The sequence below is a fragment of the Halovivax gelatinilyticus genome (genome assembly GCF_024300625.1).
Taxonomy (GTDB): domain Archaea; phylum Halobacteriota; class Halobacteria; order Halobacteriales; family Natrialbaceae; genus Halovivax; species Halovivax gelatinilyticus.
The window spans coordinates 3,199,860-3,213,583 of record NZ_CP101322.1 but is presented as its reverse complement, the minus strand read 5'-3'; the positions used below and the strand labels follow the sequence as shown (position 1 = coordinate 3,213,583).

Annotated in this window: 10 protein-coding genes; 5 read left to right on the top strand and 5 right to left on the bottom strand. The window is 62.1% G+C overall.

Translation table 11 applies throughout. The features are described from left to right. Positions 1-143: 143 nt before the first annotated feature. Entirely contained in the window at positions 144-1,952 is a 1,809-nt protein-coding gene (gene glmS, locus NKH31_RS15270; RefSeq protein WP_254862651.1) for a glutamine--fructose-6-phosphate transaminase (isomerizing), read from the bottom strand. Between the two features lie 588 nt (positions 1,953-2,540). Between glmS and NKH31_RS15265 the strand changes: the two genes are divergently transcribed. Beyond that, positions 2,541-4,610, top strand: coding sequence for a cation:proton antiporter (locus NKH31_RS15265; protein WP_254864823.1), 2,070 nt, complete (start codon positions 2,541-2,543; stop codon positions 4,608-4,610). Positions 4,611-4,615: 5 nt separating this feature from the next. Here NKH31_RS15265 and NKH31_RS15260 read toward each other — a convergent pair whose 3' ends face one another. Then, positions 4,616-5,317, bottom strand: coding sequence for a helix-turn-helix domain-containing protein (locus NKH31_RS15260; RefSeq protein WP_254862650.1), 702 nt, complete (start codon positions 5,315-5,317; stop codon positions 4,616-4,618). Positions 5,318-5,574: 257 nt separating this feature from the next. Further along, positions 5,575-8,772, bottom strand: coding sequence for a bacterio-opsin activator domain-containing protein (locus NKH31_RS15255; protein WP_254862649.1), 3,198 nt, complete (start codon positions 8,770-8,772; stop codon positions 5,575-5,577). A 329-nt stretch (positions 8,773-9,101) separates the two neighbouring features. Between NKH31_RS15255 and NKH31_RS15250 the strand changes: the two genes are divergently transcribed. The 4 genes from NKH31_RS15250 to NKH31_RS15235 all read left to right on the top strand — a co-directional run bounded on the left by NKH31_RS15250 (position 9,102) and on the right by NKH31_RS15235 (position 12,400). Next, positions 9,102-9,284, top strand: a complete 183-nt coding sequence (locus NKH31_RS15250; RefSeq protein WP_254864865.1) for a hypothetical protein — start codon at positions 9,102-9,104, stop codon at positions 9,282-9,284. 236 nt (positions 9,285-9,520) lie between these two features. Beyond that, on the top strand, positions 9,521-11,071 hold the full coding sequence (locus NKH31_RS15245; protein WP_254862648.1) for an alpha,alpha-trehalose-phosphate synthase (UDP-forming): 1,551 nt from the start codon (positions 9,521-9,523) through the stop codon (positions 11,069-11,071). Between the two features lie 12 nt (positions 11,072-11,083). Then, on the top strand, positions 11,084-11,971 hold the full coding sequence (gene otsB / locus NKH31_RS15240) for a trehalose-phosphatase (RefSeq protein WP_254862647.1): 888 nt from the start codon (positions 11,084-11,086) through the stop codon (positions 11,969-11,971). Positions 11,972-12,052: 81 nt separating this feature from the next. Beyond that, positions 12,053-12,400, top strand: a complete 348-nt coding sequence (locus tag NKH31_RS15235) for a winged helix-turn-helix transcriptional regulator (protein ID WP_254862646.1) — start codon at positions 12,053-12,055, stop codon at positions 12,398-12,400. An 83-nt stretch (positions 12,401-12,483) separates the two neighbouring features. Here the strand turns inward: NKH31_RS15235 and NKH31_RS15230 are convergent, their stop codons facing one another. Further along, positions 12,484-13,224, bottom strand: a complete 741-nt coding sequence (locus NKH31_RS15230; RefSeq protein WP_254862645.1) for a hypothetical protein — start codon at positions 13,222-13,224, stop codon at positions 12,484-12,486. A 46-nt stretch (positions 13,225-13,270) separates the two neighbouring features. Further along, positions 13,271-13,480 carry a hypothetical protein gene (locus NKH31_RS15225; RefSeq protein WP_254862644.1) on the bottom strand — a complete coding sequence of 70 codons (210 nt, stop codon included), beginning with the start codon at positions 13,478-13,480 and terminating at the stop codon, positions 13,271-13,273. Positions 13,481-13,724 lie beyond the last annotated feature (244 nt).

The window sequence follows — 13,724 nt, the reverse complement described above, 5'->3', positions numbered from 1 at the left end:
TTCCACCGGTAAGTACCACATTATTCTACGATTGAAGCCGGTCTACCAGCTTCGTTTGGGACGTCCGGTCGAACCGTCTGATCCGGGACGTCCGGTCGAACCGTCTGATCCGGGACGTCCGGTCGAACCGCCTGATCGCGGTCTCACTCGACGGTGACGCTCTTGGCGAGGTTTCTTGGCTTGTCGATCTCCCTGTCGAGCAACGCGGCCGCGTGATAGGAGACGAGTTGTAGTTGTATCGTCGCGAGAATGCCCGAGAGCAAGGGGTTTACGTCCGGGATCGCGAGGTGGGCATCGGCCGTCTGGATGGCGTCGTGCCCGTCCGGGCAGATCGCGATCACCGGCGCGCCCCGCGTGGTCGCTTCGGCGGCGTTAGCGAGCGTCGTTTCGTCTTCCTCTCCCGTGAACACGGTGAACACGGGCGTTTCCGGGGTGACGAGTGCGAGCGGGCCGTGTTTCAATTCGCCGGAGGCGAATCCTTCGGCGTGTTCGTACGTGATCTCTTTGAACTTGAGCGCGCCTTCGCTGGCGACCGGATAGCCGAATCCCCGGCCGATGAAGAAGTACGACTCCTGATCGCGGTATCGTCTGGCGATCGATCGCGCATCGCTCGCTTCGATGAGCGTCTCGACGAGCGCCGGTAACTGCTCCAGTTCCACGCACAACTGCCCGATGGGAAGGCTCGAAGAGCCGGTCGTATCGGTCGCAATTCGGTGCGAGAGGAGCGTGAGTAACACCGCTTGGGAGGAGAACGTCTTGGTCGCAGCGACGCCGATTTCTGGACCCGCGCGGATGAACAGTTGCTGGTCGGTCTCTCGAGCGGCGCTCGAGCCGACCACGTTCGTCACCGACAGCGTCTTCGCGCCACGGTCGGCCGCCTGCCGCACCGCCGTGAGCGTATCCGCGGTTTCGCCGCTCTGTGTGACCGCGATCACGAGCGTCTCCTCGTCGATCGGCGGCGCGGCGAGACTGAACTCGTTTGCCAGGATCGCATCGGCCGCGACGCCGGACCGGCGGAGCGCGATCGTCCCGTACTGGGCTGCGTGATACGACGTGCCACACGCAACGAGCAGGACGCGAGAAATTCCCTCGAAGGTCTCCAGATCGTCGAGCGTGACCGACCCAGTGTGCGGATCGTATCGGCCCTCGATCGACTGAGCCAGCGATGTCGGCTGTTCCGTTATCTCCTTTAACATGTAGTGGTCGAATTCTCCCTTTCCGGCCTCCTCGGCGTCCCAGTCGACGGTGTGTCGGTCTCGACGAACCGGGTTTCCGTCACGATCGGTGATCCGAACCCCGTTCGACCGAAGGGTGACGAAGTCGCCGTCTTCTAAGTAGACGACGGTGTCCGTGTACTCGAGAAAAGCGGGGACGTCGCTCGCGAGGAAGTAGCCATCACCCTCGATACCGACCACCAGCGGCGAACCCTGACGAGCCGCGTAGAGTTCGTCTTCACCGTCACAAATGGCGGCGATCGCGTAGCTCCCCTCGAGTTCGTCGATCGCCCGACGGAAGGCGGTTTCGGCCTCCACTCCTCGGTCGAGATTTCGCTGAATGAGGTGCGGAACGACTTCCGTGTCGGTTTGGCTCGTAAACTCGTAGCCGGCGCGTTGCAACCGCGATCGGATCTCCGCGTAGTTTTCGATGATACCGTTGTGCACGACGGCGACGTCGCGCGTCGAGTCGGTGTGTGGGTGTGCGTTCTCGTCGGTAGGCGGTCCGTGCGTACTCCAGCGAGTGTGACCGATTCCGAGACGACCAGCGAGGTCGTTCCGATCGATCGAATCGGTGAGTGAGGACACCTTGCCCGACTGTTTCTCGACGTTAATCCCGGCGCCGTTTTGAACCGCGATTCCCGCGGAATCGTAGCCGCGATACTCGAGGTTTTCGAGGCCGGTGAGTAGCGAGTCGATCGCTTCGTCGCGTCCGACTCGACCGATGATACCGCACATCAGCGACACACCTCGGCGCAATTTTTCGGTCGGGGCAGTTCGAACTCGCTGGTCGAGACACAGTAGACGACGGTACGTATCCAGTCCGTTCTCGATGAGCGGGCCCCATCACCCGATCGATAACTGACGTTCGTCAACGGACGTTCTGCCATAGTGGTCGAGAACACGGATCGTTCCATTACTATAGAGAGACTACGTTCTGACCACCTCCCAGTTGGGCGTGCCTATACCGACACCCACCGGATCGGACTGATCGTCGCCGTGAGAGCTGGATGAATACTACCCAACCCGGGACGAGCGTCGGCCTAGGTCACGAACTGATTCGTACCGTTCGCTCGTCCGACGGAGTAGTTCGACTCGTCTTCGCCTCATCACCGTTCGGGCGGTACCGGAACCCGTCGACAGCAGAGAGGATGAATCCGCCGGCCGTCGCTCTACCGATACGGTTTCCCTACGAACTTCGAGACAGTTAAGGTGAGTCGCCAACACCAGCGACGTACAGACAGCTCGATACGACCGACGTCTTCGGTACCCATCAAGACGATCGACACCCACAATTCTAGGTTCTCTTCGATGATGACTGTCGCAATGATGATGACTGTCGCAACCTCGTCGCCGACGCTCCCGCTCGAAGAGCCGGTACTCGTCTTCGCGATCGCGATGGGAGCGTTTTTACTCGGCCCGTTACTCATCAAGCGACTCGGACAACCGGGCATCGTCGGGATCGTACTCTTCGGCGTCGCGCTCGGACCGAACGCGCTGGGCGTGATCGAACACACCGACGCGATCGAACTGCTCGGGACGGTCGGTCTCATCTACTTGCTCTTTACCGTCGGCCTCGAACTCGATTTGCAACGATTTCTCGAATCGCCGGAAGACGCCGCCGTCTTCGGACTGACGAGTTACTTGCTCCCATTTGCGATCGGTACGATCCTCGGCGTCGTCGTACTCGATTTCGACATCCTGGCCGCGCTCTTACTCGCCGCCGTCTTCTCGTCACACACCCTGCTCGCGTATCCGATCGTTAACCGACTCAACGTGACAAAAAACCGCGCGGTGACGGCGGTGTTCGGCGGCATTCTGTTTACCGACACACTGGCGCTCGTCGTCCTCGCGATCGTCATCGGGTCGGCGGTCGATGGGTTCTCGGCGATTATTCTGCTCGAAGTATTCGTCGCCCTGGGGGTTCTCTTCGCTGCAATCTGGCTACTCGTTCCGCCGCTCACGCGTCGCTTCTTCCAGAATATGAGCGAAGAGAGCTACTTCGAGTTTCTCTTCGTCATGGTCGCGATCTTCGCGGCGGCGAGCCTCGCAGACGTACTCCAGCTCGAAGCGATTCTCGGGGCGTTCGTCGCCGGACTGGCGCTCAACCGCCTCATCCCGAGCGGTGGGACGTTGATCAACCGGGTCGAATTCGTCGGCAACGCCTTCTTCATCCCGTTCTTCTTACTGCACGTCGGGATGCTGGTCGATCCCGCCGTCATCTTCGACGGCGTCACGACCCTCCAGATCGCCGCGGTCGTCCTGGGCGTGATGCTCGTGACGAAGTATTTCGCCGCCGCACTGGTCTCCCGGTACCAGGGGTACTCGACACACGAACGAAACACGATTTTCGGGCTTTCGACGGGACAAGCGGCCGCCGCGCTGGCGATCACGTTGGTCGGCGTCGAGCAGGGAATCTTCGATCCGCTCTCGACGGAGGTGCTGAACGCGGTGGTCCTGTTGATGCTCGTGACGGCCGTCATCAGTCCGCTCGTGACCGAGCGGGCCGCGACGAGACTGGCGCTCGATCGAGACGTCGCCGCGGAAGGTGACGATCCACTCGATCCCAACATCTTGCTTCCGCTCTCACACCACGCCGAACGCCAGCAATGGCTCCTAGAACTCGCGTTCGTTCTCAAAGGCGACCGTGGGACCGAGCCGGTCCACGTACTCACCGTCGTTCGTCCGACTCGCGGCGAGGCGCCCGAGGATCGAATCGCCACTGTCAACGAAGATCTAGACGAGATTGCGGCCTTCGGGGCGGCCGCTGAGGTCCCAATCGAGACGGAAACCAGAATCAATCACAACGTCGCATCCGGCATCGTTCAGGGCGCGATGGAGGTGCGAGCGAACCAGATCATCATGGGGTGGGACGCCCAGCAAACCGTCCAGAGACGGCTGTTCGGCAGCGTTATCGATCAGGTGCTCCAACGGACGACGTTACCGGTATTCATCTCCCGGTTAGGACACCCGATCAACACGACCAGGGAGATACACCTCGTCCTCCCTCGCGGCGTCGACCACCACGAAGGGTTTTACGAGAGCGTACACGCGGTCAAGCGAATCGGATCGAGCCTCGGCGTTCCGATCACGGCCTACGTCGTCGGGGGTAGCGCCCACCAGTACGAGAAGCTGTTCGGTCTCGTCGCCGAAGAGATCACCATCGAGTTCGAATCGGTCGCCGACTGGAACGATCTCGAACCGACGCTCGCAGAGCGGACGACGGAGGACGATCTCGTCGTCGCACTTTCACCGAGACCGGGCGACATCGGCTGGCACGGACAGCTCGACGGCTTGCCCAACGTGTTCGCGTCGCTCCCACCCGAGTCGTTCATCTCGATCTATCCGCGCCAGGGTAAACCCGAGTACGATAGACAGTATCTCCGGCTCGAGTGAGAGCGTTACCTGGATCCGGGGCCGAAGGACGACGCACAGAGTTCGGTCATCGCCCGTCGGAGTCGCTGGGAAATAGCGGATTTCGAGACGCCGAGTTTCGCTGCCAGTTCGTCCTGGGAGATGCCGCGAGGAACGTCGAAGTAACCCTCCTCGTAGGCAACCGTCAGCAGCTCCTGTTGTTTGTCGGTCAGCCCGAGACAGGTCGGCGTCTCCCCGTCGTCGGTTCGCAACTGCGTGACGCGGACCGAAATCCCGTCTCGTTTACACTCGTCGTTGAAGTCGATCAACGCCTCCCGGGAGGGGAGCCTGAGTTTGAGAATCCACGCCGTCTGCGTCCCGGTCGCCTCTCGGATCCGCCCACCGTGTCCGGCGATCGCGCCGTCGAGCGTGATCACGTCGGGCGTCAACTCGACGCGATAGACGAGCCGATCCGCGTGGCGCTCGACGAGCATCGGGTTCGAGACGGTCGGGTCGGTTGCCAGAACCGAATCCAGTTCGACGACGGAGTCCGTCCTGATAGAGACGAACTGGTACTCGCGTCCGTCGCGACGGGCGCGGTTTCCGGGAACGATCGAGACGTCCCCGAGTTCACGAAGTGTTGGGCGCAATAGTAGGCGTTCGTGATCGAGGTGAACTTCGGCGACGATCCCCTGGGAGTCCAGGAGTTGCGTCGGTGCTTCCACGCGTCCGCGAGCGTCCGTACTCATTCTGATCGCCCCCGCGGGTAGTGGCGTCGAAATCGGACGTTACCGAACGAGTAAGCGGGAGTTTCCCCGTCAACTTCCATGAACGGCGTTTATCACGCCGGATGCATCGTTCCAGAGGCTATATAGTGTCGGGTTACCGCCGAATGGGCTATATGTATTCATCGACCCACCGAAACGGCATCGACCGAGTCGGTGAAATGAGTCATTTCTCCGCCTCGGATCAGGTCGTTCCGTCGCGTTCTGCGAGATCGTTCGGTTCACGTATCCTCGAACAATCGACCGAAGACAGCCCGTTCGGCCGCTCGAAAGTGTCTGGTAAAGGTCGGTTGCGAGATCCCGAGCCGATCGGCGACTTCCTCACCGGATCGGTTTCGCGGCCACTCGAAGTATCCAGCCGCGTAAGCCGTTCGCAACACGTCGCGCTGGCGGTCGGTCAGCTCTCCGAGGATATCATGGCGACCGGGACCGTCGGCGTGACGAGCGACGGGACGACGGGCACGAAGCTCGATCGACGGAACGACCGACCGAACGGCGTCGACGACGCGCCGAACCGATCGATCGGCCGGAAGAGTGACGCGAATCGTCGCGCCATCGTCGTCGACGTCGATCGATCGAACCGTCACACCGAACTCGGAGAGGACGTCCGGCACCGTCGGACCCTCGAGTTCGAGTTCGAGGCGCCCGTTATCGGACTCGTCGAGGACGGAAACCGCTCGAACCGAGTCGATCGATTCGGCGACGTCGGCAGCCTCCTGGCCGCTCGCGCCGTGAACGCTGAGATAGACCGTCGTCAGCGTCTCGCCAGAGGCAACCGCGTCGACGAGGATCGACCGATCCATCTCGATCGCGAGACGAGAGAGCGGTTCGTCGGTCCCGTCGCGAACCGACAGATCGAGTTCGAGTCGGTCCGACGAGAGAAGCGCCCGTCGCGCCTCGATCGCATCGATTGCCAGTCCGCACGCCGTGGCGATGTCGGCACAGCTCGATGGAAGAACGTCGTCTTTGCTGAACGCATCTACGGTGTTGACGCAGAGTACACCGTGGGTGATCGTCCGCCCAGTGATCGGAATCGCGACCATCGATGAGAGATCGTATCGTCGAGCGATGAGCGACCAGTCCTCGGTCGACGACGTCTCGACGTCCTCGACGACCACCGGTTCGTCCCGACTGATCGCCCGAACGGCGGGTTCGTCCGAGTTGGATCGATGCCGTGGAAACACCTCAGACACGTAGTCGCTCGCCGATCCCGATGACGCACTGGCGACGACCGAGTCCCCGGATGCGGCCCCGATCCAGGCGACGCCGACGCCAGAGATAGCGGCGAGTTGCTCACAAACTGTCGATTCGAGTTCAGCTCGCGTTTCGGTCGATCGAATCGATCGAACTATTGCCCGACGGCGCTCGGTTACGCGTTCGATCTCTTCGTCGAGCGCGGCCAGTCGGTCGCGTTCGTAGACGAGGTCCTCGCGATCGGCGCGACAGGCCGCGTAAGCCAGCGACAGTGCACCGAGTCGGCCGGACAGCGTGCCGAGGGCTCGTGGGCCGAAACCGACCGCCTCGAATGCGATCTCCGGTCCTGCCTCGATAGATGGGTCGATCCGTTGGGATTCGACCGGCTCCGCCTCGTCTTCGTCGATTGATGGCTCCGTTTCTGAGACGGCGTTTCCCGCCAGCACGAGGGTCGAGTCGGTGATCGGAACGGCGAGCGCCGCCGCGAGGGCCGTCGAATCGTCTATCGGTATCTCGATCCCCGAATCGATCGACGTGGCCGCGTCCGTCCCGACGGTCGAGAACCACTCCGGGTCGAACTGAAGCGGTCGGGGATCGAGCTGATCGTTCTCGCTCGAACTCGCCACCGGCGACAGTCGGGAATCGCGCCGCTCGTACCAGACCGCGTGATCTAGCGACTGCGACCGTCGGACCCCCTCGAGGACGATCCGCTGAACCGCGCTTCGATTCGAGGCACCCTCGAGAGCGCTCGCCATCTCCGCGAGTTCGTCTATTCCTCGGAGCACGGACCGCTGATCCGTCACGTCCCGTCCGGTGACGATCGCACTAGATTCGCCGAGTGGGAGGACCGATAGATCGATCACGCGGCCGGTTCCCGGTCGCCACTCGATAGGATCGATTCGACGGATTCTCGAATCTGCGCGCGATTCGATCGCCGCGGCGACGTCGGGACCGAAGACCGACGAGAGGGTGTGACCGGCGATCGCGTCGCGTCCGGTGTGTTCGAACGTGGCGGCGTTGGCCAGGGCAATTCGTCCGTCCTCGACGAGGACGGTCGGCCCCGGAACCGCATCGAGCACCATCGCGTGGCGCTCGAGTCGCTCGCGAAGGTCAGAAATCGCAGTCTCCGCACGCTTCCGGACGATGACGACGGTCGACTCGTCGGCGGGATAGACGCGAACGGAAAGCGTTTCCCCGTCGACCCGCCCGGCGACGACGAACGACAGCGACGACCCTCGCTCTCGCGCTTCGGTGAGTCGTTCGTACCAGGTGGAGATGGTGTCGGGAGGAAATCGTTCCCAGATCGAACCCCCGCTTAGGTCCTCCGGTCCGGCCGAAAACAACGACGCTGCGGCCTCGTTCGCCGCCAGTATCGTCCAGGTATCGTCGAGGACGACCACCGGGTCGTCGAATCGTTCGATATGCGACGCCGACTCTTCCCCGACGACCGAATCGTCAGAACGAATCGATCGCTCTCGCGCTCGCTCAGCCGGGCCCGCTGATTCGATCGTCCAGACGATGCCGTCGACGGCGGAATCTTCGAGACGGTTGACCGCGATCAGGTGATGACTTCGGTAGTGGCCGTCCCCGTGTTGGACTCGACAGGGAAGCTCCGCCGAGTCGTCGAGCGGTGAATCGGCGATCGACGCGATTGTGTCGGTCAGGGCCGATCGGTCGTCGGGATGGAGCAGTTCGGTGAGATCAAGCCCGTTCAACTCGGACGGCGTGTAGCCGATCACCCGATCGACGCTCTCGCTCGCCCATGTGATTTCCCGATCGCGGCTTACGACGATCCCGATGCTGGTTGCGGCGTAAATCGATTCGAGACGAGCCCGCGATTGGCCACCCCCGTTCGAACGCGAAGCGTCGATCACCGACTGGATCCGGTTTCGGACGACCGGAACCGATGCGTCGGGCTCGACGACGTCCGTTGCACCGGCCTCGATCGCCGCGTCGGTTCGATCGGACGCCAGCGCGAGAATCGGCGCCTCAGATCGTTCGCGTAGCCGCTCGATCGGTCGATCGATCGATTCGTCGCTGGCGTCACAGACGAAACAGCCGACGTCCTCGCGAGACAGTGCGTCCGCTGGATCCCGGGCGATCGAGACGGCCTCTGCGCCGAATCCCCGTTCGATCGACCGACGGATTCGTTCGATCCGATCCGTCGTTCCCACGATCCGAATCGGGTGACTTGGGAGTACCCGCTCAGTGACGCGATCACTCACGGCGAGATCGCTCCTCGTTGGGGACCGTCTATCACGCACGACGTCTGCCCGACCTCGTCCGTGACGTGATCGGTGAGACGATCTCGGTCGAACGACTCCACTGGCGCGGCCTTCGCCCCGGTCGTCGTTAATTATCGAGTCCGTTCCGATTCGGTAATCGTCAGCTACCGATTTGCGCGAAGAGTATGCGGCGAAGATCGTTCCTCCCAACTGGGGGTCTATCTCGGGAAATAGTGCGCGGAAATCGATTCGATACGGGCGTCGTAACGCGTGACGGTCCGTTCGTACACGCTCGATAACTAATCGCCTGACGCACCTACACCGCGGTCATGTCTGGTACGAACGAAAGAGCCGTGCAGGTCGGGTGTCCCCGCTGTGAGGCCCAGGTTGCCGCGACCGTCCCACCCGGTCCCGGTATCGTCGCGGACGTCGACCCCGATGCGGCCCGATTACAGGGCCTCGATACGTCGTGTCGAAACTGCGGGCACGAAGTCGAGTTGTACTATTACTAGAATTCATTAGTTTTCACATCGGTCGATGGGTTCGGTCTGGAGAACGTCGACTGGATTCGTTCGCGTTCGAGCGATTGCGATCTCGAAGACGGTCATCGAACCCGACCGGAGTCATAGGGTCCCGGCGTCTGCAAGCGCGCCAAGAACCGGTCGTGACGAGGTTGGTATGGTGAATGCGTACGTTCGAGCACGATCGAAACGAGAGAGCCGATGGGCCGACGCAAGCGGGTTCACTGATGGAACGTAGCCGGAACGCGCTCGAGGAGTTCGACTCGCTCGTTCTCGTATCGAATCGCCAGCCGTATCGACACCGGTGGGGCGACGGTGACGTGGTCGTCGATCAACCGACGGGCGGACTCACCGCCGCGCTCGATCCCGTGTTACAGCGCGTCGGAGGGACGTGGATCGCCTGGGGTGACGGCGATGCCGATCGAACCGTCGTCGACGATCGAAACTGCGTGCGGGTTCCGCCGGACGACCCGTCGTACACCCTCCGACGCGTGTGGCTCGACGAGGACACCGTCGACGCCTACTACGAGGGTTTCAGCAACCGAGTGCTGTGGCCACTCTGTCACGAGTTCCCCGAGAAAGTTGTCTCTCGTGTAGGAGATTTCGAGGGATACGAAGCCGTAAACGAACGGTTTGCCGACTGCGCCGCCGAACACGTAGACGGCGAGACGTTGATATGGTTACAGGATTACCATCTCGCGCTCACACCGGCCGGTATCGACGATCGAACGCCGGAATCGACGACGATCGGACAGTTCTGGCACATTCCCTGGCCGACCCCGGATACCTTCGGCGTCTGCCCGCGGTCGACAGAACTCGTCGACGGGTTGCTCGGTGTCGACCTGCTTTCCTTTCACGTCGACCGGTACGTCGAGAACTTTCTCGATAGCGTCGAGCGCTTCAGACCCGACGCGACCGTAGAGAAGGAGGCGGGTCGGATTACTCACGAACGCGGAGAGACTTACGTCACCGCGACGCCACTCGGAATCGACGCCGACCGACACGCGCGGGAGAGTTACGCCATCGCAGAGGGCAGACACGGCCGGTCCGGATCGGACGCGTTCGATGAGCTCGGCGACGAACGACCAGCGGCGAGCGCGACGGATTGTCTCGATATCCCCGACTGCGACGTCCTCTGTCTCGGCGTCGATCGACTCGACTACTCGAAGGGGATCCCGGCCAGGATCGAGGCCGTCGAACGCTTGCTCGAGCGTCATCCCGAGTGGCGTGAATCGCTGGTCTTCGTCCAGACGGCGACTCCGAGTCGGACGACCATTCCCGCGTACGCCGAACACGGGGAACGCGTTCGTCAGGCCGTTGACCGAGTCAACGACCGGTTTCGTACCGACGACTGGGAACCGATCGTGTACACCGAATCCTATCTCGCGCGTCCAGTCCTCGTCGATCTGTATCGACGCGCGGATCTGATGCTCGTCACACCGCATCTCGACGGGATGAACCTCGTCTCGAAAGAGTTCGTCGCCTCGAGCATCGACAACACCGGTGCGCTCTGTCTGAGCGAGCACGCGGGTGCGTCTTCCCAGCTCGGCGACCTGGCGTACACGGTCGATCCGTCCGATCCAGACGGAATCTCAGACACGATACACGAGGCGCTCACCGCTTGCCAAGCGGAGCAATCGAGTCGAATGCGACGGCTCAGGCAACGCGTCCACGAGCGAGATATCGACTGGTGGATGGCCCAACAGTTCGAGACGCTCCGATGGGTCGCAACGAGACCCCAGCTCTCCGTGACGGGTCCTAACGCGGGAGACGGGTGACCGGCGATCTCGATGCACTCTCGTCAACACAGCGAACCCCACGAGTTGCGTCGCGACATCCCGGCTCCCGTCGACACCGTGATGGACTCGCTCGTCGAGCGATTCGAACGTGCCCCGCACGTCCTCTGCGGGCTCGACTTCGACGGAACGCTCGCTCCGATCGTCGACGAACCCGGCGCGGCGCGTATGACCGAGGCGAACCGCCGAATCGTTGAGACACTCTCACGTAATCCGCGCGTCACGGTCGCCATCGTGAGCGGGCGCGGGTTGGACGATCTCCGCCCGCGAATCGAACCGCCCGTCCTGCTGGCGGGGAATCACGGACTCGAAATCGACCGTCCCACGGCGCAACCCGGCGAAAACTCGAGCTACCGTCGCGCGATTCACCCGATCGCGGCGAGGGCGAGTCGAGAGATCGCCACCTGCTGTGGCGTCCTCGAGACGACGTTCGCGGACGTACCCGCGGTAGCCGTCGAGCACAAGCGATTGAGCGGAACGGTACACTATCGAACGGCTCCCGACTCGCTCAGCGGGGTAATCGAATCGCGCGTGCGCGAAACACTCGATCAACTCTGTGGTGACCGCGTTCGCGTTTCGACCGGCAAGTCGATCGTCGAATTCGCCCCAGCGATCGAGTGGGGGAAAGGATCGGTCGTGGAACTATTCGAGCGCGAGTGTCCGCCCGACACCCTCTCCGTTTTTATCGGAGACGATCGGACGGACGAAGACGCGTTCGAGATCGTCGAACCGGACGGAGTAGGCGTGTTGGTCGGACCGACGCGTCCCTCACGTGGGTCGGTTCGACTCGAGACGCCCGACCAGGTTCCGATTGTTCTCCGAGCGATCGATTCGCACGTTGACCACTCTGAATGGTGTGCCAAACGTAATAGTCACACCTAACCTTTTTTGGTTACGCACCGTTCGGAGCCGAAAGAGTTTATCACCATCGGAAACGAAACTAGATACCGGAGATCACAACCGATGAAATTACGTCAACCAACTGACTTCCTGATCCTGGAAGCACTCGAAGCGGAAGGTCGTAACGTCGCGACGAATCTCGCCTCCCACACGGGCAAGAGCCGAAAGAACATCAACACGCGTCTGCCAGTCCTCGAAGATTACGGACTCGTCGACAAGATCGGACCGGCGAAGCGTTCCGGTCTCTACGAGATCACCACGCTCGGGAAAACCGCGCTGGTCTATCAGGACCAGTACGACGAGGTCGACGACTTCGAATCCCTGATCGACGGACCGGCGACCTCCACGAACGCGGAGACGCCACAGGCGAGCTTCGCGCGCGGTGAGGATTCCGCCCAGGACGACGAGTAATCGCCCAGTTGATCGGCTATCGATACTCGTGTCAGTCAGTCTAGTGAGCAACGGTGTTTGACTGTCCCCCGTCCGATCGTCCGTTACGGAAGGTGGCTTCCGCGGTACGCGCGTAGTGCCTCGCGAGCACAATTACCGTAGCGAAAGTCCAGTTTTCGATCCGCGTCTTCGAGGAGCGCAGGGTGTGGGAACCGGTCGCCACAGCGCGTCCGCTCGTACACATCGTTCCAGGCGTACGTCGAAATCATCGGCGTGGCCACGTAGGCGTCGTCCGCTCGATACACCTCACCGTGCTCGTGGGCCAACCCGAGCGCGTGACCGACCTCGTGAACGAGCACGTGTGCGCTGAAGGACGGGCCCGTGATGGCTCGCGGTCGGGCCGTGATATCCGTCGTGTCGAGCTTCGCGAGGTGATGGCCGCCGCTGACGGCCGCCACGTGTGGAATCGCGTACCCGGTCGGTCCGTCACTCAGTTCGCTCGCCGTCACGAGTAGATTGACGTCCCAGACCGGCGAAAGGTCGTTCGCACCGATGGCACCGCCCCCGAGCTTTCGTGGCCACTCACCGCTCGTTATCGATCGCGCCGCGTGCTCTCGAGAGAGCGAGACGACGCCCCCGTCGCTCACCTCCACTGACCAGAACGGATACTGCAGCGTCCGTTCGAGCAGCGTCGTGACGACCGACGCCACGGTTGGATCGGCTTCCACGCGTTTCGTTCGAAAGAACCGAACTCGAAGCGTCTCACCGGTGGATCGAGAAGCGTACCCAAGGATCGGAAGAGACCCGACGAGGCCGATCGATCCGAGGACGTGTCGACGCTTCACACGGATACGTTCGATTCAGCACACAGAATCGATCCCATGAACATACTCACCGTTGAGGTACGTTCGGAACGTCGGCGGTCGGTTCGACGTGGCGATTGATCGGCGTCGCTCGACGACGATCGACGACCCACACCCCGACCGCGCCCGCCCTGAGTTCGATCCAGTCGGGCAGCGTCCACACCGGTACGGGCGAAAGCGCTAGCAACCGTCCGTCAGCTCGCTCTACGAGCCAGAGACCCGACGGCGACTCGCGCATACACGCACACCACCGACCCTTCCGAATGAGGCGCTCGGTTTGCCACTCCGTTCGGTAATACCCATCGCTACATCGAAACACGGTACAGTCGTCCTCTGACACACCCATCACCCTCGGAGGACCGACCCAGCGGCGGTAACCGCTCGACAGGCCACCCGCTGTACCGAACGACGAGTCAATCTTTCACGTGAGACAGTCACGATTATACGACACTCAGTGTGCGTGTTTTGTTCTTCACCTTCAC

Excerpts from the sequence above, each read along its gene's own strand:
- NKH31_RS15260 (WP_254862650.1), bottom strand. The coding sequence starts at position 5,317 with ATGAGTACGGACGCTCGCGGACGCGTGGAAGCACCGACGCAACTCCTG.
- NKH31_RS15245 (WP_254862648.1), top strand. The coding sequence starts at position 9,521 with ATGGAACGTAGCCGGAACGCGCTCGAGGAGTTCGACTCGCTCGTTCTC.
- otsB (WP_254862647.1), top strand. The coding sequence starts at position 11,084 with ATGCACTCTCGTCAACACAGCGAACCCCACGAGTTGCGTCGCGACATC.
- NKH31_RS15250 (WP_254864865.1), top strand. The coding sequence starts at position 9,102 with ATGTCTGGTACGAACGAAAGAGCCGTGCAGGTCGGGTGTCCCCGCTGT.
- NKH31_RS15265 (WP_254864823.1), top strand. The coding sequence starts at position 2,541 with ATGATGATGACTGTCGCAACCTCGTCGCCGACGCTCCCGCTCGAAGAG.
- NKH31_RS15225 (WP_254862644.1), bottom strand. The coding sequence starts at position 13,480 with ATGCGCGAGTCGCCGTCGGGTCTCTGGCTCGTAGAGCGAGCTGACGGA.
- NKH31_RS15235 (WP_254862646.1), top strand. The coding sequence starts at position 12,053 with ATGAAATTACGTCAACCAACTGACTTCCTGATCCTGGAAGCACTCGAA.
- glmS (WP_254862651.1), bottom strand. The coding sequence starts at position 1,952 with ATGTGCGGTATCATCGGTCGAGTCGGACGCGACGAAGCGATCGACTCG.